At 65.2% G+C, this 21,821-nt stretch carries 18 protein-coding genes; 6 read left to right on the top strand and 12 right to left on the bottom strand.

Annotated elements, in window-relative coordinates:
* Window position 1 precedes the first annotated feature (1 nt).
* From cobA to GTP77_RS25185, 3 genes are all read left to right on the top strand, one after another.
* A complete protein-coding gene (gene cobA, locus GTP77_RS25195) occupies window positions 2-736 on the top strand; it encodes a uroporphyrinogen-III C-methyltransferase (protein ID WP_161074906.1) in 735 nt (244 codons plus the stop codon).
* Window positions 737-907: 171 nt separating this feature from the next.
* Window positions 908-2,962: a M13 family metallopeptidase gene (locus tag GTP77_RS25190; protein WP_161074905.1), complete on the top strand. Its 2,055-nt coding sequence runs from the start codon at window positions 908-910 to the stop codon at window positions 2,960-2,962.
* 52 nt (window positions 2,963-3,014) lie between these two features.
* The gene (locus GTP77_RS25185) at window positions 3,015-3,755 is read left to right on the top strand and encodes a hypothetical protein (RefSeq protein ID WP_161074904.1); all 741 of its coding nucleotides are present in this window, start codon (window positions 3,015-3,017) and stop codon (window positions 3,753-3,755) included.
* Between the two features lie 3 nt (window positions 3,756-3,758).
* Here the strand turns inward: GTP77_RS25185 and GTP77_RS25180 are convergent, their stop codons facing one another.
* The 3 genes from GTP77_RS25180 to lptF are packed head-to-tail and all read right to left on the bottom strand — an operon-like array spanning window position 3,759 to window position 6,462.
* Complete coding sequence (locus GTP77_RS25180; RefSeq protein WP_161074903.1) at window positions 3,759-4,148, bottom strand: sirohydrochlorin chelatase; 390 nt, start codon at window positions 4,146-4,148, stop codon at window positions 3,759-3,761.
* Window positions 4,149-4,159: 11 nt separating this feature from the next.
* Window positions 4,160-5,329 carry an LPS export ABC transporter permease LptG gene (lptG, locus tag GTP77_RS25175; RefSeq protein WP_161074902.1) on the bottom strand — a complete coding sequence of 390 codons (1,170 nt, stop codon included), beginning with the start codon at window positions 5,327-5,329 and terminating at the stop codon, window positions 4,160-4,162.
* Window positions 5,326-6,462, bottom strand: a complete 1,137-nt coding sequence (gene lptF / locus GTP77_RS25170; protein ID WP_161074901.1) for an LPS export ABC transporter permease LptF — start codon at window positions 6,460-6,462, stop codon at window positions 5,326-5,328. The genes lptG and lptF overlap by 4 nt, the downstream gene beginning before the upstream one ends.
* A gap of 60 nt (window positions 6,463-6,522) precedes the next feature.
* On the opposite strand from lptF, the gene GTP77_RS25165 reads away from it, so the two are divergent.
* The gene (locus GTP77_RS25165; RefSeq protein ID WP_161074900.1) at window positions 6,523-8,016 is read left to right on the top strand and encodes a leucyl aminopeptidase; all 1,494 of its coding nucleotides are present in this window, start codon (window positions 6,523-6,525) and stop codon (window positions 8,014-8,016) included.
* 34 nt (window positions 8,017-8,050) lie between these two features.
* Here GTP77_RS25165 and GTP77_RS25160 read toward each other — a convergent pair whose 3' ends face one another.
* The 4 genes from GTP77_RS25160 to GTP77_RS25145 all read right to left on the bottom strand — a co-directional run bounded on the left by GTP77_RS25160 (window position 8,051) and on the right by GTP77_RS25145 (window position 10,356).
* Window positions 8,051-8,494, bottom strand: a complete 444-nt coding sequence (locus GTP77_RS25160) for a hypothetical protein (RefSeq protein WP_161074899.1) — start codon at window positions 8,492-8,494, stop codon at window positions 8,051-8,053.
* A gap of 79 nt (window positions 8,495-8,573) precedes the next feature.
* Complete coding sequence (locus tag GTP77_RS25155) at window positions 8,574-8,987, bottom strand: phiTE_015 family protein (RefSeq protein WP_161074898.1); 414 nt, start codon at window positions 8,985-8,987, stop codon at window positions 8,574-8,576.
* Window positions 8,988-9,379: 392 nt separating this feature from the next.
* Entirely contained in the window at window positions 9,380-9,679 is a 300-nt protein-coding gene (locus GTP77_RS25150) for a putative quinol monooxygenase (protein ID WP_161074897.1), read from the bottom strand.
* On the bottom strand, window positions 9,676-10,356 hold the full coding sequence (locus GTP77_RS25145; RefSeq protein ID WP_161074896.1) for a type 1 glutamine amidotransferase domain-containing protein: 681 nt from the start codon (window positions 10,354-10,356) through the stop codon (window positions 9,676-9,678). Before GTP77_RS25145 ends, GTP77_RS25150 begins: the two co-directional genes overlap by 4 nt.
* Before the next feature lie 129 nt (window positions 10,357-10,485).
* On the opposite strand from GTP77_RS25145, the gene GTP77_RS25140 reads away from it, so the two are divergent.
* A complete protein-coding gene (locus GTP77_RS25140; protein ID WP_161074895.1) occupies window positions 10,486-11,391 on the top strand; it encodes a LysR family transcriptional regulator in 906 nt (301 codons plus the stop codon).
* A gap of 39 nt (window positions 11,392-11,430) precedes the next feature.
* Window positions 11,431-12,198 carry an exodeoxyribonuclease III gene (xth, locus tag GTP77_RS25135; protein WP_161074894.1) on the top strand — a complete coding sequence of 256 codons (768 nt, stop codon included), beginning with the start codon at window positions 11,431-11,433 and terminating at the stop codon, window positions 12,196-12,198.
* Here xth and GTP77_RS25130 read toward each other — a convergent pair.
* From GTP77_RS25130 to prpB, 5 genes are all read right to left on the bottom strand, one after another.
* Window positions 12,195-15,503: a bifunctional diguanylate cyclase/phosphodiesterase gene (locus GTP77_RS25130; RefSeq protein ID WP_161074893.1), complete on the bottom strand. Its 3,309-nt coding sequence runs from the start codon at window positions 15,501-15,503 to the stop codon at window positions 12,195-12,197. The genes xth and GTP77_RS25130 overlap by 4 nt on opposite strands.
* Before the next feature lie 170 nt (window positions 15,504-15,673).
* On the bottom strand, window positions 15,674-16,864 hold the full coding sequence (gene prpF / locus GTP77_RS25125; protein ID WP_161074892.1) for a 2-methylaconitate cis-trans isomerase PrpF: 1,191 nt from the start codon (window positions 16,862-16,864) through the stop codon (window positions 15,674-15,676).
* Between the two features lie 121 nt (window positions 16,865-16,985).
* Complete coding sequence (gene acnD / locus GTP77_RS25120) at window positions 16,986-19,580, bottom strand: Fe/S-dependent 2-methylisocitrate dehydratase AcnD (RefSeq protein WP_161074891.1); 2,595 nt, start codon at window positions 19,578-19,580, stop codon at window positions 16,986-16,988.
* Window positions 19,580-20,731 carry a bifunctional 2-methylcitrate synthase/citrate synthase gene (gene prpC / locus GTP77_RS25115; RefSeq protein ID WP_161074890.1) on the bottom strand — a complete coding sequence of 384 codons (1,152 nt, stop codon included), beginning with the start codon at window positions 20,729-20,731 and terminating at the stop codon, window positions 19,580-19,582. Before prpC ends, acnD begins: the two co-directional genes overlap by 1 nt.
* A gap of 120 nt (window positions 20,732-20,851) precedes the next feature.
* The gene (prpB, locus tag GTP77_RS25110) at window positions 20,852-21,739 is read right to left on the bottom strand and encodes a methylisocitrate lyase (protein ID WP_161074889.1); all 888 of its coding nucleotides are present in this window, start codon (window positions 21,737-21,739) and stop codon (window positions 20,852-20,854) included.
* Between the last annotated feature and the right edge of the window lie 82 nt (window positions 21,740-21,821).

Below are 21,821 nucleotides of genomic sequence, written 5' to 3'. Positions count from 1 at the left end.
GATGTCCGCGCCTGTTCCCAGCTACGGCAAGGTCTACCTGATAGGCGCAGGTCCCGGCGCGCAGGATCTCATCACCCTGCGCGGCGCGCGCCTGCTGCAGCAGGCGGACGTGGTGCTGCACGATGCGCTGGTAACGCCGGAGATGCTGGAACTGTGCCCGCAGGCCGAGAAGATTTCGGTCGGCAAGCGCTCGGGCCAGCGCTCCACCGCGCAGCAGGCCATCAACGCGCAGCTGGTGGAATGCGCCAGCCGCTACGCGCTGGTGGTGCGCCTCAAGGGCGGCGATCCCATGCTGTTCGGCCGCGCCGACGAGGAGCTGCGCGCGCTGGAGGAAGCGGGAATTGAAGTGGAAGTGGTGCCCGGCATTACCACCGCCGTGGCGGCGGCGGCGGCCACCAAGCAGCCGCTGACCAAGCGCGGCGTGTCACGCAGCGTGGCCTTCTTCACCTCCAGCACCGCGCCCGAACACCCGGCCGACGTGGACATGCCCGACAGCGACACGCTGGTGCAGTACATGGGCGGACGCGAAGCCATCATCACCGCGCAGCGCCTGCTGGAGCAAGGGCGCTTGCCGGACACGCCGGTGGTCGTGATTGAAAACGTCAGCCGCGCCGACCAGCGCATCCTGCGCCTCACGCTGGACACGCTGGCGCACGGACTGGAGCCGACGCACGGACCGGTGCTCGTCATGCTCGGCCACGCCATGGCCCGCCGTCCGCATCAAGCCGCCGACTGAGCACGGCGGGTTACGGCGTTCCGCCTAACCCGCCCTACGCATTGCGGCTCGCCCCGTTGCCCCTTGCGTAGGGCGGGTTAGGCGCTCGCGCCGTAACCCGCCAGCGCCGCCGCGATTGCCATTTCAATAATTCCCGCCGTAGAATAGCTGCTTCGACTCACGGAGCACCACATGCGCAAATTCGCCCCCTTGCTGCTGGCCCTCAGCGCCAGCACCGCCTACGCCCAATCGTCCGACGCGCCGCTGCCCTCCCTGCCCTACACGCCAGGCCTGGACGTGACGGCCATGGACAAGACCGTGGACCCGTGCGAAGACTTCTACCAGTACAGCTGCGGCGGCTGGATGAAGAACAACCCCATCCCCGCCGACCAGAGCGCGTGGAGCGTGTACGGCAAGGCCGCGCAGGACAACCAGCGCTTCCTGTGGGGCATCCTGGCCACGCTGGCCGCCCAGCCGGCGCAGGACGGCGTCCGCACCGCCTCCCAGCAAAAAATAGGCGACTACTTCGCCGCCTGCATGGACGAGAAAACCGTCAATGAACGCGGCGCGGCGCCGCTGCAGGAATACCTGGCGCTGATCGCCGGCATGGCGTCCAAGCAGGACCTGCCGCGCGTGCTGGCCAAGCTGCACACCAGCATTGCCAACAGCATGCTGTTCGGCTTCTCGTCCAACCAGGACCTGGGCGACTCCACCCAGGTGATCGCCTTCGCCACCACCGCCGACGCCGGCCTGCCCGACCGCGACTACTACCTGAAGAACGACGCCAAATCGAAGAAGATGCGGGCAGACTACGCCGCCCATATCGCCCGCTCGCTGGAACTGGCGGGCGACACGCCGCAGGCGGCCAAACGGGCCGCCGCCGCCATCCTGAAATTCGAAACCGTGCTGGCCCAAGCCTCGCTGTCCCGCGTGGACCAGCGCGACCCCTACAAACTGTTCCACAAGACCGACCTCAAAGGCCTGCAGTCCATGACGCCGGCCTTCAGCTGGAAGGACTATCTGCAAGCGGTGGGCATGGAAGGCGTGAACAGCTTCAACGCCACCGAGCCGGCCTACCTGCGCGCGCTGAACAAGAGTCTGAAGCAGCTGAGCCTGGACGACATCAAGACCTATCTGCGCTGGCACACCACGCGCGCGATGGCGCCCTTCCTGTCACAGGACTTTGTGGCCGAGAACTTCGCCTTCTATCACAAGACCCTGCTGGGCACGCCCGAGCAGAAGCCGCGCTGGAAGCGCTGCGTGCAGCTGGTGGACCAGCAGCTGGGCGAGGCGCTGGGCCAGGAGTTCGTCAGCCGCGCCTTCAGCCCGGAGCTGAAGGAAAAGACGCTGCACATGACGCGCCAGATCGAGGCCGCCATGGAGCAGGACATCAACGCGCTGACCTGGATGAGCGAGCCCACCAAGGAAAAGGCGCGCGAGAAGCTGCACGCGGTGGCCAACAAGATCGGCTACCCGGATAACTGGCGCGACTACAGCGCCTACAGCGTCTCGCGCGGCGACTTTGCGGGCAACGTGGTGCGCGGCACCGCCTTCGAAGTACGGCGCCAGCTCGACAAGATAGGCAAGCCGCTGGACCGCTCGGAATGGGGCATGACGCCGCCCACCGTGAACGCCTATTACAACCCGCAGATGAACGACATTAACTTCCCTGCGGGCGTGCTGCAGCCGCCGCTGTTCGATTCCAAAATGGACGATGCGCCCAACTACGGCAACACAGGCGGCACCATAGGCCATGAGCTGATACACGGCTTCGACGACGAAGGCCGCCAGTTCGACGCCAAGGGCAACCTGAAGGACTGGTGGGGCAAGCAGGACGCCAAGGCCTTCACGCAGCGCGCGCAGTGCATCGTGGACCAGTACGCGCAGTACACCATCGTGGACGACATCAAGATCAACAGCAAGCTGACGCTGGGCGAGGACGCGGCCGACCTGGGCGGCCTGGTGCTGGCCTGGATGGCGTGGAAAACCGAAATCGCCGGCAAGGTGCTGGAAAACCGCGACGGCCTGACGCCCGAACAGCGCTTCTTCGTCGGTACGGCGCAATGGACCTGCGAGAACGAGCGCCCCGAGCGGCTGCGCGTGAATGCGCTCACCAATCCGCATTCGCCGGGCAAATACCGCATCAACGGCCTGGTGGTCAATATGCCGGAATTCGCCAAGGCCTTCTCCTGCAAACCCGGCCAGGCCATGGTCAAGCCCAAGGAGAAGCTCTGCCGGGTCTGGTGAAGCATCAGGCTGCGCCTGTTAGAATATCGCCTTCGATTTCCAAGGAGGTGATATGCAGCAGCCGAATGAAGTATTTGAACGCGCCCGCGAAGCCCGTCTCGCAGGCCGTTACCAGGACGCGCTGAAGGACCACCTCTGGCTGCATGACCATGCGCTGGAGGTGTCGCCGGATTGGCGCGGCGTGCGCCTGTCCTTCGCCCTGCGCGACTGGATCTACCTGGCCGACGCCTTCCCGCCGGCCCTGGCGGCCCTGAAAAGCATCCGCGACCGCGAATCGTCGCGCATGCTGCTGGGCGCCGCCACCGTGGAGCGCTTCCGCGAAGTGGCCGCCATCAACGAGGCGCTGCGCGAAGTGGGCGCCACCCATGCGCTGTTCCTGAAACTCGATGAAGTCGACTCCGCCCTGGCTGAACAATGCGCCGAACTGGCCATGACCGCGCTGGTGAAGTGCAACGACTTCCAGCTGGCGCGCCGATTCCTGCCTTCGCCGTCCGGCCGCATCGAGGCGCTGGCCGCGCGCCTGAACGACGGCGCCGACGCGCTGGCCAACCAGCCGGCATCGGCCGCGCCCACGCTGCTGGCCTATGTGCTGAACTATGCGAAGGAAGTGCGCCTGGTGCTGGCCGTGCTGAACGGCCTGGAAGAAGACGGCGAAGCGGACAATATGCAGAAACTGGCGCTGGACGCGATCCGTTCGGACGGCCTGCGCGCCATTATCCAGCGCGAGCTTGAGCAGCCCGGCTCCACGCTGGCGGCCATGGCCGCCCAGTCCGAAGCCGAAGGCGAGGAGTAAGACCTAGCCGCCCGGCGGCGCGCCGGCGACCGTGCCAATGCAGTAATCGGCAATGGCGTTCAGCACAGCCGGGTTTTCCCCCACCGCTTCGGCCACGCTGAAGCGGATCGCCGGGTAGGCGGCGCGCAGCTCATCGAGCATCAGCGGCAGATCGCGCAGCACATGGCCGCCCTGGCCGAGAAACACCGGCACCACCGCCACTTCCGCCACCCCGGCGGCGGCCAGCTCGGCCACCCGCTCCGGCAGGCGCGGCGACATCAATTCCAGGAAGGCCAGCGACACGTCCACGTCCGCCAAACGGGCTTGCGTGATGCCGCGCAGGCGCTCGAACGGCTCCGCCCAGCTGGCGGCGCGCGCGCCGTGCGCAAACAGGATGAGTGCTTTTTTGTTCATGGTTGTGTCCATCAGTGCCGCTCCACCCACCACAGCGCGCCCATGGCCAGCAGCAGATACAGCACGCTGGGGGCCGCCGCCGTGAGGAAGGGAGGCCAGGTGCTCAGCATGCCCACGTGCGAGAACAGGGTGTTCACCAGCAGGAAGCTCACGCCTATCATGATGCCGACGAAGACTTTCAGGCTCACACCGCCGCTGCGCGCGTGCAGGTAGGCGAACGGCAGCGCAAGCGCCATCAGCACGAACACGGCCAGCGGATCGATCAGCTTCTTCCAGAACGCGACCTTGAACACCTTGGTTTCCTGCTTGTTCTCCTGCAGGTGGCGGGTGTAGACCACCAGTTCATTGGCCGTCATGCGTCCTGGATCGCTGCGCGACACGGTCAGGATTTTCGGCGTGATCTCGGACACCAGGTCGCGCGATTCCAGCTTCACCACCTCGATCCGGCTGGTTTCCTGCGCAAAGTGGTTCTGCACCGTGGCCGCCGCGCCAGCCACCAGCAGGGCCGGATTGCTGAAACGGCTCTCGGTCACGTCATATAGCCGCCAGACGCTCTTGCCCTGGAAGTTGGCGCGCTTGGCCTGGATCAGCGCGCGCAGGCGGAAGCTGTTGTCGAATTCGTAGAGCTTCACGTCCAGCAGCTGGCCGTCCGGCCGCGCTTCGCGCACATTGAAAAAGCGCGAGCCCAGCACTTCGCCGGTCAGGCCGTCGCTCTTGATGATGTCCTTCGTCCACAGGCCTGAGCGGAACTCGGCCGACACCGTGGCGCCCTGCGCCGTCAGGCGCACCTTGTCCGCCAGCGGCGAAGTGCGCGGCACGATCAGCTCGCCGACGATAAAAGTCACCGCCACGATCACCAGGCCTATCTTGAACAGCATGCCGATCGCCATGCGGGTGGACATGCCGGCCGCGCGCATGATGGTGAATTCGGACGACGAGGCGAATTGCGCCATGGTGTAGATGGTGCCGATCAGCGTGGCCACCGGCAGCACGCGATAGATCTGCTCCGGCACCATGATGACCACGTACAGCAGCGCGTGCTGCAGGCTGTAGCCGTTCTTGCCCACGGACGGCAGCTCGCCGGTCAGGTCCAGGAAGGCCAGCAGGGCGAGCAGCGCGAGCAGCACAAAGGCCACCGCCTGCGCGATCGAGGAGGCGAAATAGCGTTGCAGGATACTCATTTGACGGATGCTTCCCTGGCCGGCTGCTTGCCGCGCTTGATGGCGGCCCACAGCACGAGCGGATGATAACGATGGTTCACGTTCTGGCGCCAGATGAACAGCAGCGCCACCAGCACGGCCAGGCCCACGTGCAGCGGCCACCACGACAGCGCGAATTTCAGGCGGCCCTGGCGCACGCTCGCTTCGAGCACCTTCACCAGGTTGATGTAGCTGAAGAAGACCAGCACGGCCACGATCAGGTTGGTCGAACTGCCCGCGCGCGGATTGACGAAGCCGAGCGGTATGGCCAGCAGCGGCAGCAGCAGGCCGGTAATCGGCAGCGCAACGCGCCACAGGATTTCGCCGTGGATAATGGGGCCGGTGCCCTTGAACAGTTCCGCGCTCGGCATGGCGTCCACGCCGCGCGCGCCGCCCAGTTCCTGCGACTTGCTGGCCACGCGCATGCTGTAGCGCTCAAATTCCATGGTCTGCACATCGGCGCTGCCGGGCGTGCCCTGGTAGCGGCGGCCGTTGTTCAGCACCAGGAAGCGGTCTCCCTCGGGCGTGGTGGTGACCACGCCTTCCTTGGCCACCACGGTGGCCGTGCCTTTTTCGTCGACGGTGTTGACGAATACATTGTGCACCACCGCGCTCTGGCCGGACACGCCTTCAACAAAGAAGATGCGGTTGGCGGACGCCGACTCGCGGAACTGGCCGGGCGAGACCTGCTGCAGGTCTTCGCGTTTCTGGAAGCGCTCGGAGTACTCGCTGCTTTTCTGCTTGGCCCAGGGCGTGGCGTAGAAACTGAGCACCCCGATCAGCAGCACGATGGGCAGCACAAAGGTCAGCACGGGGCGCAGCCAGCGCGCCAGACTCAGGCCGGAGGCGAACCACACCACCATCTCGGAATCGCGGTAGCTGCGGGTCACCACCATCAGCACAGAAATAAAGCTGGTGAGTATCAGGACAGTTGGCAGATAATTCAGGGCTGCGAACGCAATCAGCGCGACCACGTCGCTCGATGCGACCTTGCCGCCCGCGGCTCTGCCGAGGATGGTGATCAGGGTCCAGGTGACGATGAGGGAGAACAGCACCGTGAAGGTTGCCCCGGCGGCACTGGCCAGCTCGCGCTGAAGGGCACGTTGAAAAATCATTCGAAGTTTATAATTCGGTCGTCAAGTTAAGTAAGAACCAAGCCTACACGGAGAAATCTAATGGACTTTAGCATAAAAGCATTCGACGCAAAAAACACCATTGCGTCCGCCAAAACCGGCTGCATCGCCGTCGCGGTATTCGAAAACAAGAAGCTGTCGCCAGCCGCCAAGGCCCTCGACAGCGCCGGCGAAATCACGGCTGCGCTGAAGTCCGGCGACATCACCGGCAAAGCGGGCACCTCGCTGCTGCTGCGCGGCCTGAAGGGCGCCGCCGCCGAACGCGTGCTGCTGGTCGGCCTGGGCGCCGATGAAGCGGCCGGCGAGAAAAGCTTCGCCTCCGGCGTGCAAGCTGCGATCAAGGTGTTTTCCACCCTGGGCGCGGCGGACGCCATTATCGCACTACCAATGGAAGAAGTGAAAGAGCGCGACGCGGCGTGGGCCATCCGCACCGTGGTGCAGGCCGGCCGCGAGAGCATCTACCGCACCGACAGCCAGAAGAGCAAAAAAGACCCGGCCCCTGCCGGCGTGAAGAAAGTGGCGCTGGCTGTGGCCAACAACGCCGCCAACAAGCTGGCGCTGTCGCAAGCGGTCGCCATCGCCAACGGCATGGAACTGACCAAGGACCTTGGCAACCTGTCGGCCAACGTCTGCACCCCGACCTACCTGGCCAACACCGCCAAGAAGCTGGCCAAGGACTTCGGCTTCGACGTCGAGATCCTGGACCGCAAGCAGCTCGAAGCGCTGAAGATGGGCAGCTTCCTGTCCGTCACCAACGGCAGCGAGCAGCCGCCCAAGTTCATCGTGCTGAAGCACAAAGGCGGCAAGGCCAAGGACGCGCCGGTGGTGCTGGTAGGTAAAGGCATCACATTCGACACCGGCGGCATTTCGATCAAGGCCGGCCCCGGCATGGACGAGATGAAGTACGACATGTGCGGCGCCGCTTCCGTGCTGGGCACCTTCCGCGCCATCGGCGAAATGGGCCTGAAATCGAACGTGATCGGCGTGATCGCCGCCTGCGAGAACATGCCTTCCGGCCGCGCCACCAAGCCGGGCGACATCGTCAGCTCCATGAACGGCCTGACCATCGAGATCCTGAACACCGACGCCGAAGGCCGCCTGGTGCTGTGCGACGCCCTGACCTATGCCGAGCGCTTCAACCCGGCCGCCGTGATCGACATCGCCACCCTGACCGGCGCCTGCATCGTGGCCCTGGGCCACCACAACAGCGGCCTGTTCACGCGCGACGACGACGCCCACAACGCGCTGGCGGCCGAGTTGCTGGCAGCGGGCAAAGCTACCGGCGACACCGCCTGGCGCCTGCCGATCGGCGAACAGTACAACGAGCAGCTGAAGTCCAACTTCGCCGACCTGGCCAACATCGGCTCGCCGGGCGGCGCGTCGTGCACGGCGGCCGCCTTCCTGGAGAACTTCACCCGCAAGTACAACTGGGCCCACCTGGACATCGCCGGCACCGCCTGGAAGTCGGGCGGCGCCAAGGGCGCCACCGGCCGTCCGGTGCCGCTGCTGACGAACTTCCTGATCAACAGGGTATAAATAACAAACGGGCCGCAAGGCCCGTTTTTTTTGCTCAGTACACCGCGCGTCCCGCATCCGGCGGCGCGCGCCCGTCTCCCGCATCGAAACGCTTCATCTCCACCGTCAGCACGGCGGGATAGTCGAAGCCCTGCCCCGTGTTGCGGTCGACCACGATGCCCACGCCTGCCGTCAGGGCCACATTGCCCCACAGCGTACCGTTTTCCCTGGAATTGATTTTCTCGAAAGCCCAGGCGGCGCGCTCCAGGCGGCAGTCCACCCGCAGCTGGCCGGAGCTCTTGCGGATTTCCACGCGCGCAGGCGTGGTGACAAACCATTTGCCCGCGTCGTTGTACAGGATGCAGCCCACGCCCGCCACTTCGCGGTGGTCGAGCACGGTCTGCACCAGCACTTGCTGGGTCGGGGATTCGGTCAGAGTGCCGCAGCCGGCCACCAACGTCAGGGCGGCAGCAGCGGCAAACAAGGCTGGGCGGGACATATGAGTCCTTTAGGCAAGGCGGCAACTATCCGGGGCGGCGCCGTCAGGCGCTGCCCGCTGCAAGCCGTATCGGCGGCTGTTAGCGCTCGATGGCCTTGCTGTCCATTGCACGCTCGATGGCTTGCGGCTTGGCAGGCTGCTTCAGGCTCTGTATCACCTGGAGTATGTCTTCCATGCCCGACTCGCCATTCAGCCGCGAAAACGCGTCCAGTACCTCATTGAGCACCTGGTTGCGAACCACAGCGTCGTCCTGGCTCAAGGCCGGCGCGCGCTGCAGGCCCGGCGAACGCGCAGCGGCGGCTTTCTCGGCGGCAGCTGCTTCCTTCTGCGCTGCCGTCTTTCGCCCCGCCGGCGTTTTGCCGTGCTCCAGCGCCGCCTGCCAGATCACCCAGCGGCGTTGCGTTTCGAATACCAGGTATTCTTCTGGCTTGTCTTCGCGGCGGCGCACAATGTGGCCATCGCGTTGCGCCCATGCTTCAAATGCAGATCGCATTTCAGTCCTTTACAAATGCTTCGCGCACATCTCACTGTTTAAACAACAACTATTTCCCAATAGTACCATTTATTGATGCGTTCCAACGATATTCTAACTTTTTTTGCATCAAAAGTGTTGCTGCGTGGAAAATTCAGTGTCATCCCGAGTTCTTTAAGTATATTTCTGTTTTCGGCAGCCGTTTATGGAATATTAGTACCAATTTGATAACAATGAAGCACTATCGGCAATTATTTTTTAGATTGTTACATTTTGCAAACAGCTTGCCTATCGATAGTGCCATTTACAGTACGGTTTCCGGCCGGCTTTTTTACCAGGCTATATGATGCGGCTTTGTAAGATTTCCGCCAACACAATAGAAAAAGCCCGCTGCGACGCTAGCGGGCTTGGACTTACTTCGCGCTGAAAAATTCCACCCGCCGGTCCTCCAGCAGGGGCAGGATGCGCCCCACCACCAGGCCCTGGTAGTGGGACGACTGCTTGTGGGCGTCGAGCGCGGCCTCGTCGCGGTAGCGCTCGAACAGCAGCAGGCTGTTCGGCGCGTCCACGCCCTGGTACACCTCGTAGCCCAGGCAGCCCGGCTCGCCCAGCGACAGCGGACGCAATTCGGCAACGATGGCGAGCACTTCGCTGAAAGCGCCCTCCTTCACCTGCCAGCGGGCGGCGACGGTGATGTGGCCGGCCGCGCTCATTGCTGCGCTCCGTTCAGCGCGGCGACGATGGCTTGCGCCAGCGGCGCGCCCGAGGCCGGATTCTGGCCGGTCAGCAAGCGCCCGTCGACCACCACCTTCTCCTGCCACACTGCCGCCGCCGAGTACGCGGCGCCTTCTTCACGCAGCGCATCCTCCAGCTTGAAGGGCACGTCGGCCTCGGCGTAGCCCGCTTCCTCCTCGTTCGAGAAGGAAGTCAGCTGGCGGCCGCGCAGCAGCGGCGTGCCATCCGCCAGCGTCACACCCAGCAAGGCGGCGGGGCCGTGGCAGACGGCGGCCACGATCTTGCCCGCATCCCAGGCACGCGCCACGGCGCGCTTCACGTCCGGGTCGGTGGCGATGTCCACCATGGGACCCAGGCCGCCGGGGAAGAAGATGGCGTCGTAGTTGGCCACATCGACTTCGGACAGCTTGCGGCTGTGCGCCATGCGGCGCATGGCCGGGCTGCCGAGGAAGGCGCGCTGCGCCGGATCGTTCTCGTCGTAGCCGTCATGCGGAGGGGTGCCGCCCAGCGGCGACGCGTATTCCACCGCAACACCCGCATGCTCGAATACTTCCACCGGGTGGGCGACTTCAGGGAAGAAATATCCCGTAGCGCGTTTGTTCGGGCCGATTTCAGCGGCATTTGTCAAAATAAACAGTACATGTTTCACACTCATGGCAATCTCCTTCAGTCTGCAAGAAATCCCAGTGTTCCGGGGCATGAGCTAACTATAGGAGCGCGCAAGGATATCGGGTAGATACTGCCAGCATGACTCAATGTCAAACAATTTGATACAATCTTTGAAATGAAAGACCACTCCCCCATACTCGACGAGCTGCGCGCCATGGCGGTGTTTGCGACCGTGGTGCGCAGCGGCAGCTTCGCCGCCGGCGCCCGCGCGCTGGGGCTGACCCGCGCCGTCGTCAGCCACCACATTCGCGCGCTGGAAGCCAAGCTGGGCGTGCCGCTGGCCCAGCGCAGCACGCGCAGCTTCAGCCTCACGCCGGCCGGCGAAGCCTTCCGCGTGCATTGCGAACGCCTGCTCGACGAGGCGCAGGACGGCATACGCGGCATGGAGCTGCTGCGCGCCGAACCGCGCGGCGAGGTCCGCATCACCTGCTCCCACCACTTCGGCAACAAGCGCATCCTGCCGGCGCTGCTCGAGTTCCGGCGGCGCTATCCGGCCATCCGCCTGCACGTGGCCATGAGCGACGCCAATGTGGATCTGGTGCAGCACGGCATAGAGCTGGCCGTGCGCGCCGGGCCGCTGGCCGATTCCGCGCTCATCGCGCGCCGCCTGCTGCGCGAACAGACCATGCTGTGCGCCTCGCCCGCCTACCTGCGCCGCCACCGCGCGCCAGCCACCGTGGCCGAGCTGGGATCACACCGCTGGATCGCCTACCCGCCCAGCCAGCGCAGCCTGGCCGCGCGCGCCGGCGGGCAGGAGATCCTGATCCCCATCCGGGGCGACGTGGTGACCGACAGCGCGGCGGCGCGGCTGGCTTTCGTGCTGGCCGGCGAAGGCATGGCGCGCCTGCCCGCCTACGACGCGGCCGCGCTGATCGCGTCGGGCGAGTTGGTGCATGTGCTGCCGGAAGTGGAGACCGCGCCGCTGGAAATCTACCTGGTCCACGCCCAGCGCATCGGCCCCAGCGCCCAGCTGCTGCGGGACTTCCTGCTCGATGCGGAACGCGGCGAGGCATTCGGTTAGAATGCGTGAAAACTTGATTTACGAAGAAAGACAAACGCCATGAAACTCGCAACCTGGAACGTCAACTCGCTGAACGTCCGCCTGCCCCACGTGCTCAAATGGCTGGAGGAAAATCCGGTCGATGTGCTGTGCATCCAAGAGACCAAGCTGACCGACGACAAGTTCCCTACCGCCGCCATCGAGGCGGCCGGCTACCACGTGGTGTTCAGCGGCCAGAAGACCTACAACGGCGTGGCCATCCTGTCCAAGCAGCCGATGACGGACGTAGTGGTCAACAATCCGCATTACGAGGACGCGCAGCAGCGCATCCTGGCCGTCACCACGGCCGGCGTGCGCGTGGTGTGCGCCTATGTGCCGAACGGCCAGGCGGTGGGCACGGACAAGTATGAATACAAGCTGGGCTGGCTGGCGTCGTTCCGCCACTGGCTGGAACTGGAAGCGGCGCAGCACCCCAACTTGGCCGTGCTGGGCGACTACAACATCGCGCCGGACGACCGCGACGTGCATGATCCGGTGGCGTGGGCCGGACAGGTGCTGTGCTCGGAGCCGGAGCGCGCCGCGCTGCAGGCGCTGTTCGCGCTGGGCCTGACGGATTCCTTCCGCCTGTTCGAACAGGCCGAGAAGACCTTCAGCTGGTGGGATTACCGCATGCTGGGCTTCCAGAAGAACAAGGGCGTGCGCATCGACCATGTGCTGCTGTCGCCGCCGCTGGCCGCGCGCTGCACGGCCTGCATGGTGGACCGCGCGCCGCGCAAGTGGGAACAGCCTTCGGACCACGCGCCGGTGATCGCCACGCTGAGCGACTAAGCCGTTTTCCGGTCCAGCATGTGCTGGGCGTTGGCGTGGGGGACCGGCTGCGAGAACAGATAGCCTTGCGCATAGCGGCAGCCCTGGCGCTGCAGCAGGGCGAACTGCCCTTCCGTTTCCACGCCTTCAGCCACCACCGGCATCTGCAGGCTGTCCGATAGCGCGATGATGGCCGCCACGATGGCGCGGTCCTCCGCGCTCTCCTCCAGCTCCTTGATGAAGGCGCGGTCGATCTTGATCTTCCTGACCGGGAAGCGCTTCAGGTAAGCCAGGCTGGAATAGCCGGTGCCGAAATCGTCGATCGACAGCCGGATGCCCATGGCGTTGATCTGCCCCAGGATTTCCATGGTGTGCTCGCCGTGCTGCATCAGCGCCGTCTCGGTGATTTCAAACTCGATCATGGACGGGTCTATGCCGGTTTCGTCCAGGATGCGGCGGATCGATTCCACCAGGCCGCGGTGCATGAACTGGCGCGGCGACAAATTCACGGCCAGCGGCACCGGCTGCAGGCCCATCCTGAGCCACTCCATGCTCTGCTCGCAGGCGCTGCGCATCACCCACTCGCCTATCGGCACGATCATGCCGTTCTCTTCGATCAGCGGGATAAAGCTGTCCGGCATCACCAGCCCCTGGCCGGGACGGCGCCAGCGCAGCAGCACCTCCATGGCGTGCACGCGGCGCGTGGCGATGTCCATGATGGGCTGGAAATGCAGTTCGAACTGGCCCAGCGACAGCGCGCTGCGCAGGCTGTTTTCCAGCTCGAAGCGCTGCGCCGCCGACACGTTCATCTTCGGCGTGAAGAACTGGTAGTTGTTGCGGCCGGACGCCTTGGCGTGGTACATGGCGCCGTCGGCGTGGCGCATCAGCGTTTCCACGTCCTCGCCGTCGTCCGGGTAGACGCAGATGCCGATGGACGGCGTGATGTGCAGCATGCGCCCTTCCAGCGGGAAAGGCACAGCCAGCGATTCGATGATTTTCTCGGCCACCCGGCTCGCTTCTTCGATCGAGCGTATGCCCGGCACCAGCACCACGAATTCATCGCCGCCCAGGCGGGCCACGGTGTCGCTGGCGCGCACGGCGCGGCACAGGCGGCTGGCCACTTCCTTGAGCAGCTGGTCGCCGGTCAGGTGGCCCAGCGAGTCGTTGATGGTCTTGAAGCGGTCCAGGTCCAGGAACATCACAGCCAGGCGCCGCTCGGAGCGCTGCGCGGAGAGCATGGCGCGGTCCAGGCGGTCGGCCAGCAGCGCGCGGTTGGGCAGGCCGGTCAGGGTGTCGTGGTAGGCCATGTGGTGCACGCGCGCCTCGGCCTGGCGCCGTTCGACGATCTCGCCTTGCAGCTGGGCGTTGGCGCCGGCCAGTTCGGCGGTGCGTTCCAGCACCCGCACTTCCAGTTCATCGCGCGCCTGGCGCACCGCTTCGGCGTCGGCGCGGCGCGCGGTGATGTCGTCCACCAGCCATACCGAGCGGCCGCGCGGCTGCGCCATGTCGAAGGGCCGGCCGGACAGGCGCGCCCAGAAGCGGCTGCCGTCCTTGCGCACCAGCTGGTACTCGGAGGTGTTGACGTGGCCGGAGCGGAAGTCGCGCGCGGTCTGCTTGCGCGCCATGTCCCAGGACTCGATATCGGCGTAGAAGGCCTGCACGCTCAGGTTGTTCATTTCGCCCGGCGCGTAGCCGAACAGTTCTTCCATCTTGGTGTTGCAGCGCAGGTTGTAGCCGCCCTCGCACACCGAGATGCCCAGCACCGCGCTGTCCAGTATCGCCTGGTTTTCCAGCAGCGCGTTGCGCAGCGATTCCTCGGCCAGCTTCTGTTCGGTGCGGTCTTCGGCGATCCAGATGGTGCCCTGGCTGGGGTCGTCCGGATTCACCACGTAGGCGATCAGCTGGGCCCAGAAGGTGGTGTTGTCCTTGCGCCGCATTTCCACTTCGGTCTGGAAGGGCTTGCCCACCATGAGGAAGGGCGTGGCGGCCGCGCCCAGGCGCTCGTAGGCGGCCTGCGACGGATACAGCGACATGCCGGTCAGGCCCAGGCCCTCGTCGCCTTCGTAGCGGAACATCTCCGCAAAGCCGCGGTTGTAGCGCGTGATGATGCGGTTCTTGGTGAACAGGATGCTGATCGACGCGTTCGTCATGATGGCTTCGACTTCCATCTGCGTCTGGCGCGACTGCGTAATGTCTTCCATGATCCAGATGGTGCCGCCATCGCTGCGCTCGTGGCTGATGGCCTGTGCCCGCACGCGGCACCACAGCAGGCTGCCGTCCTTGCGCTTGAACTGGAATTCCTTCTTCTCGAAGGGCTGGCCGCTGCCCAGCAAGGGGCCGGCCTCCATGCCGAATTCGGCGTAGGCCTGCGGCGAGGGGAATACTTCCACCGCCGGGCGTCCGTACATTTCCTCGCGCGTGTAGCCGAACATTTCGGCCATGCGCGGATTGCAGTTCAACAGGGTCTGCGCCTTGGTGAACAGGATGCCGACCGAGGCATTGTCGAGAATGGCGTTCTGCTCCATCAGCAGCTGGCGCATGCTTTCCTCGGCTGCGCGCTGCTCGCTGATGTCCTCCACGATCCAGACCGTGCCCTCGGCGATGTCGGACGGGTCGAGCGAACGGCCATACAGGCGGCCCCAGAACAGCGTGCCGTCCTTGCGGCGCAGCTGGATTTCGGTCTTGTAGGACTGCCCCTGCGTCAGCAAGGGGCGCGACTGATCGGCCACGCCCTGGCGGATTTCGTCGCTGCCGTACAGGATATTGCCGCTGGCGCCTTCCAACTCGTCGCGCGCATAGCCGAACATTTCGGCCGCGCGGATATTGCACTCGATGATGGAGCCCGACTTGCCGAAGATGATGCCGACCGCCGCGTTTTCCAGGATGGCCTGCTGTTCCAGCAAGGTCTTGCGCAGCGCGCGCTGGTCGCGCTGGAAGCCGCTGGTGTCGTGGAACACCACGATGGCGCCGGCCGCCGGGCCTTCGCCGGGCAGGGGCTTGAGCGTGGCCTGCACCGGGATGTACTGGCCGGTGGCGTGGGCCAGGCAGCTGTCCCATTGCCGCGCCGCCTTGGCGTCGGCGCTGTCCGCAGCGCCAGCGCCGGCCTTGCCGCCCATGGCGGCGTCCAGCCGCGCCATGCTGTCGCTGCGCGCGTGGCGCGCGAACACGTCAGCCACCGGACGGCCACGGGCGGCGAAGCCCAGCAGTTCGTCCAGTTCCGGGCTGGAGGCGAGCACCAGCCCGTCGCCGCCGCATGCGCACGCTGGCAGGCCGATCAGCTGCAAGGCTTCGGCCACGGAATCCGGATGGGGTGGAACACGACTCATGTACACCTGGGCACCTTTTAGTAACGTGCCGGTCTCCTGTGGCAGCGTAGTTGGCAGATCATAAACCACAACGTGCGGGTCCGCCACCGCGCACGCCGACAGCGGCCTCTAAAAGCGGCTATGCCCGCGTATAGCGGGCATAGTTACAACAAAGCAAGGACAGTGACAGGCTAGAAAGCGTCGCCCGGCACCCGGACCCAGCCCTCCATCAGCACCCGCGCGCTGCGGCTCATGATGGCCTTGGTGACGCTCCATTCGCCGTCCGCCCGGGCCGCCTCGGCACCCACCCGCAGCGTGCCGGACGGATGGCCGAAGCGCACCGCGCTGCGTGCTCCGCCGCCGGCGGCCAGGTTGACCAGCGTGCCCGGCACCGCCGCCGCCGTGCCGATGGCCACCGCAGCGGTGCCCATCATGGCGTGGTGCAGCTTGCCCATCGAGAGCGCGCGCACCAGCAGGTCGATGTCGCCCGCCGCGACCTGCTTGCCGCTGGACGAGGTGTAGCCGGCCGGCGGCGCCACGAAGGCCACCTTGGGGGTGTGCTGCCGCTGCGCCGCTTCGTCGATATGCTTGATCAGGCCCATGCGCAGCGCGCCGTGCGCGCGTATGGTTTCAAAGCGGGCCAGCGCCTTGGCGTCGCCATTGATGGCGTCCTGCAGCTCGGTGCCGGTGTAGCCGATGTCTTCCGCGTTGACGAAGATGGTGGGAATGCCGGCGTTGATCATCGTGGCCTTGAAGGTGCCCACGCCGGGCACCTCCAGCTCGTCGACCAGGTTCCCGGTCGGGAACATCGAGCCTCCGGCGCCCTCCTCGTCCGCCGCCGGGTCCATGAATTCGAGCTGCACTTCGGCGGCCGGGAAGGTCACGCCGTCCAGTTCGAAGTCGCCGGTTTCCTGCACTTCGCCATTGGACATGGGGATGTGGGCGATGATGGTCTTGGCGATGTTGGCCTGCCAGATGCGCACCACGGCCACGCCGTCGCGCGGCACGCGGTCCGCGTCCACCAGGCCGCCGCTGATGGCGAAAGCGCCAACGGCGGCGGACAGGTTGCCGCAGTTGCCGCTCCAGTCCACGAAGGCCTTGTCGATAGCGACCTGGCCGAAGAGGTAGTCCACGTCATGCTCCGCCCTGGCGGACTTGGACAGGATGACCGTCTTGCTGGTGCTGGAGGTGGCGCCGCCCATGCCGTCGATCTGCTTGCCGTAAGGGTCCGGGCTGCCGATCACGCGCAGCAGCAAGGCGTCGCGCGCCTTGCCCGGCACTTGCGCGGCCGCCGGCAAGTCCTGCAGCCGGAAGAACACGCCCTTGCTGGTGCCGCCGCGCATATAGGTGGCGGGGATTTTGATTTGAGTTTGGTGTGCCATATTTTTTGGTCCTGGTGAAATGGCGGCTTACGGCCTTCGGCCTAACCCGCCCTACGTGATACCGGAACGCCTCCGGGATTTCGTAGGGCGGGTTAGCGCGAAGCGCTTAACCCGCCAGCACTTATGCGGCCTTTGCGGATTCGAGGAAGTCCTGCGCGAAGCGCTGCAGCACGCCGCCCGCTTCGTAGATCGAAACTTCCTCGGCGGTGTCCAGGCGGCAGATGACGGGAACGTTGAGCTGCTCGCCGTTCCTGCGCGTGATCACCAGCGTCAGCGTGGCGCGCGGGGTGCGCTCGCCTAGCACGTCGTAGGTCTCGGTGCCGTCTATGCCCAGGGTCAGGCGGTTCACGCCCGGCATGAACTCCAGCGGCAGCACGCCCATGCCCACCAGGTTGGTGCGGTGGATGCGCTCGAAGCCTTCGGCCGCGATGGCTTCCACGCCGGCCAGGCGCACGCCCTTGGCGGCCCAGTCGCGCGAGGAACCCTGGCCGTAGTCCGCACCGGCGATGATGATCAGCGGCTGCTTGCGCTCCATATAGGTCTCGATGGCTTCCCACATGCGCGTGACCTTGCCTTCCGGCTCAACACGCGCCAGCGAACCGGCTTTCACCTTGCCGTCTTCCAGCACCATCTCGTTCTTCAGCGTGGGGTTGGCGAAGGTGGCGCGCTGCGCGGTCAGGTGGTCGCCGCGGTGGGTGGCGTAGGAGTTGAAGTCCTCCTCCGGCAAGCCCATTTTGTGCAGGTACTCGCCGGCCGCGCTGTCCATCATGATGGCGTTCGATGGCGACAGGTGGTCGGTGGTGATGTTGTCGCCCAGGACGGCCAGCGGACGCATGCCCGACAGCGTGCGCGCGCCGGCCAGCGCGCCTTCCCAGTACGGCGGACGGCGGATGTAGGTGGTCTGCGGGCGCCAGTCGTAAAGCGGGCTCACTTTGATGCCGTCGTCTTCCTGCTTGGCGAACATGGGAATGTAGACCTTGTGGAAGTGCTCCGGCTTCACGCTGGCAGCAACCAGCGCGTCGATATCCTCGTCGCTAGGCCAGATGTCGGCCAGGCGGATCTCCTTGCCGTCCGCGCTCACGCCCAGCACGTCCTTCTCGATATCGAAACGGATGGTGCCCGCGATGGCGTAGGCCACCACCAGCGGAGGCGAGGCCAGGAAGGCCTGCTTGGCGTAAGGGTGGATGCGGCCGTCGAAGTTGCGGTTGCCGGACAGGACGGCGGTGGCGTACAGGTCGCGGTCGATCACTTCCTTCTGGATCACCGGATCCAGCGCGCCGGACATGCCGTTGCACGTGGTGCAGGCGTAAGCCACCACGCCGAAGCCCAGCTGCTCCAGCTCGGGCATCAGGTGCGCTTCTTCCAGGTACAGGGTCACGGCCTTGGAGCCGGGCGCCAGCGAGCTTTTCACCCACGGCTTGCGGGTCAGCCCCAGCTTGTTGGCGTTGCGCGCCAGCAGGCCGGCGGCGATCATATTGCGCGGGTTGTTGGTGTTGGTGCAGCTGGTGATGGCGGCGATGATGACGGCGCCGTCGGGCATCAAGCCAGGTTCGTTTTCCACCACGCCCGAGATGCCGCGCGCGGCCAGCTCGGAGGTCGGCACGCGCTTGTGCGGATTGGACGGGCCGGCAATGTTGCGCACCACGGTCGAGAGGTCGAAGCGGATCACGCGTTCATATTCGGCGTGCTTCAGCTCATCTGCCCACAGGCCGGTTTCCTTGGCATATACCTCCACCAGGTCCACCAGCGCGGCGTCGCGGCCGGTGAGCTTGAGGTACTTGATTGTCTGCTCGTCGATGTAGAACATGGCGGCGGTGGAGCCGAATTCCGGCGCCATGTTGGAGATGGTGGCGCGGTCGCCCAGCGTGAGGTGCGAAGCGCCCTCGCCGAAGAACTCCAGGTAGGACGACACCACTTTTTCCTTGCGCAGGAATTCGGTCAGCGCCAGCACCGTGTCGGTGGCGGTGATGCCGGGCTGCGGCTTGCCGGTCAGCTCCACGCCGATAATGTCCGGCAAACGCATCCACGATGCGCGGCCCAGCATCACGCTTTCCGCTTCCAGGCCGCCCACGCCGATGGCGATCACGCCCAGCGCGTCCACCATCGGCGTGTGCGAGTCGGTGCCCACCAGCGTATCCGGATAGGCCACGCCGTTCTGCACCTGCACCACCGGCGACATGCGCTCAAGGTTGATCTGGTGCAGGATGCCGTTACCCGGCGGGATCACGTCGACGTTCTTGAACGCCTTCTTGGTCCAGTTGATGAAGTCGAAGCGGTCTTCGTTGCGGCGGTCTTCAATGGCGCGGTTCTTGTCGAAGGCGTCCGGATCAAAGCCGCCGCATTCCACCGCCAGCGAGTGGTCCACCACCAGTTGGGTCGGCACCACGGGATTGACCAGCGCAGGGTCGCCGCCTTGCAGGGCGATGGCGTCGCGCAGGCCGGCCAGGTCCACCAGCGCGGTCTGGCCCAGGATGTCGTGGCAGACCACGCGCGCAGGGAACCATGGGAAGTCCAGGTCGCGCTTGCGCTCGATGAGCTGGGACAGCGAGGCGTTCAGCGTGGCGGGCTCGCAGCGGCGCACCAGGTTTTCGGCCAGCACGCGCGAGGTGTAGGGCAGCTTGTCGTATGCGCCCGGCTGGATCGCGTCGACTGCGGCGCGCGCGTCGAAGAAATCGAGCTTGGTGCCCGGAAGGGCTTTGCGGTGTAGCGTATTCATTATTTGCGGTCCTTGATCGGCATGAACTTCAGGTCGTCCGGGCCGACGTAATTTGCGCTCGGGCGGATGATCTTGTTGTCGATGCGCTGTTCGATAATGTGGGCAGCCCAGCCGGAGGTGCGCGAGATGACGAACAGCGGCGTGAACATGGCGGTCGGCACGCCCATCATGTGGTAGGACACGGCCGAGAACCAGTCCAGGTTGGGGAACATCTTCTTGATTTCCCACATGACCGATTCCAGGCGCTCGGCGATGTCGAACATCTTGGTGGAACCGGCTTCCTCGGACAGCTTGCGCGCCACTTCCTTGATGACCACGTTGCGAGGGTCGGAGATAGTGTACACAGGATGGCCGAAGCCGATCACCACTTCCTTGTTTTCCACGCGCTTGCGGATGTCCGCTTCAGCTTCGTCGGCGTTCTCGTAGCGCTTCTGGATCTCGAAGGCGAATTCGTTGGCGCCGCCGTGTTTCGGGCCGCGCAACGCGCCGATGGCGCCGGTGATGGCGGAATGGATGTCCGAACCCGTGCCGGCGATGACGCGGCTGGTGAAGGTCGATGCATTGAACTCGTGCTCCGCATACAGGATCAGCGACACGTGCATGGCTTTCACCCACGATTCGCAAGGCTTCTCGCCATGCAGCAGGTGCAGGAAGTGGCCGCCGATGGAGTCGTCGTCGGTTTCCACTTCAATGCGCTTGCCGTTATGGCTGTAGTGGTACCAGTACAGCAGCATGGAGCCGAAGGAAGCCATCAGGCGGTCGGCGATGTCGCGCGCGCCCGGCACATTGTGGTCGTCCTTCTCCGGCAGCACGCAGCCCAGCACGGATACGCCGGTGCGCATCACGTCCATCGGGTGGGCCGACGCGGGCAGCGCTTCCAGCGCCGACTTCACGGCTTGTGGCAGGCCGCGCAGCGATTTCAGCTTGGTCTTGTAGGCGTTCAGTTCCGACTGGGTCGGCAGCTTGCCGTGCACCAGCAGGAAGGCGATTTCTTCGAACTCGCTGGTGGTGGCCACGTCCAGGATGTCGTAGCCGCGGTAGTGCAGGTCGTTGCCGGTCTTGCCGACGGAGCACAGTGCGGTATTGCCGGCGGTGACGCCGGACAGGGCGACGGATTTCTTGGGCTTGAAGGTTGGGGCTTGTTCGGTCATTTTGGGGTCTCCTTGAATACTTGGCGGGTTACGGCCTGCGGCCTAACCCGCCCTACGATAATTTGCGCTGATGACGTAGGGCGGGTTAGGCGCAGCGCGCCGTAACCCGCCGGACGCGGATTATTTCTTTTGCGCGGCGAACAGCGCGTCGAGCTTCTGCTCGAAGTCGTGGTAGTTGATGCGGTCGTACAGTTCGGCGCGGGTCTGCATGGTGTCGAGCACGTTCTGCTGCGTGCCGTCGCGGCGGATGGCGCCGTAGACGCTTTCAGCGGCCTTGTTCATGGCGCGGAAAGCGGACAGCGGATACAGCACCAGGCCCACGTCGGCGGTGCGCAGCTCGTCCACGGTGAACAGCGGGGTGGAACCGAATTCGGTGATATTGGCCAGGATGGGCACGCCCACCGCCTTGGCGAACTGCTTGTACATGTCCAGCGAGATCATCGCTTCCGGGAAGATCATGTCGGCGCCGGCTTCCACGCAGGCCACGGCGCGTTCGATGGCGGCGTCCAGCCCTTCCACGGCCAGCGCGTCGGTGCGCGCCATGATGACGAAGTTTTCGTCGGTACGGGCGTCCACCGCGGCCTTGATGCGGTCCACCATTTCAGCCTTGGTGACGATCTCCTTGCCCGGACGATGGCCGCAGCGCTTGGCGCCCACCTGGTCTTCGATGTGCATGGCGGCGGCGCCGAACTTGATCATGGACTTGACGGTGCGCGCCACGTTGAAGGCGGAGGCGCCGAAGCCGGTGTCCACGTCCACCAGCAGCGGCAGGTCGCACACGTCGGTAATGCGGCGCACGTCGGTCAGCACGTCGTCCAGGCTGGAGATGCCCAGGTCGGGCAGGCCCAGCGAGCCGGCCGCGACGCCGCCGCCGGACAGGTAGATGGCCTTGAATCCGGCGCGCTTCGCCAGCAGGGCGTGGTTGGCGTTGATGGCGCCGACGACCTGCAGCGGGGATTCTTCCTGGACGGCTTTGCGGAACGCGGCGCCTGCGGAGTATTGGCTCATGTGATGCCCTTTCAAGTTAGGTTGCAGCCACTATTGCAAGCGCCGTGCCAGCCGGTGAAACATAGCAAAATCAAGCACTTGG

The organism is Pseudoduganella aquatica (genome assembly GCF_009857595.1).
Taxonomy (GTDB): Bacteria; Pseudomonadota; Gammaproteobacteria; order Burkholderiales; family Burkholderiaceae_D; genus Rugamonas; species Rugamonas aquatica_A.
The sequence above is the reverse complement of the archived record's forward strand: the minus strand, read 5'-3'. Positions and strand labels throughout refer to the sequence as shown.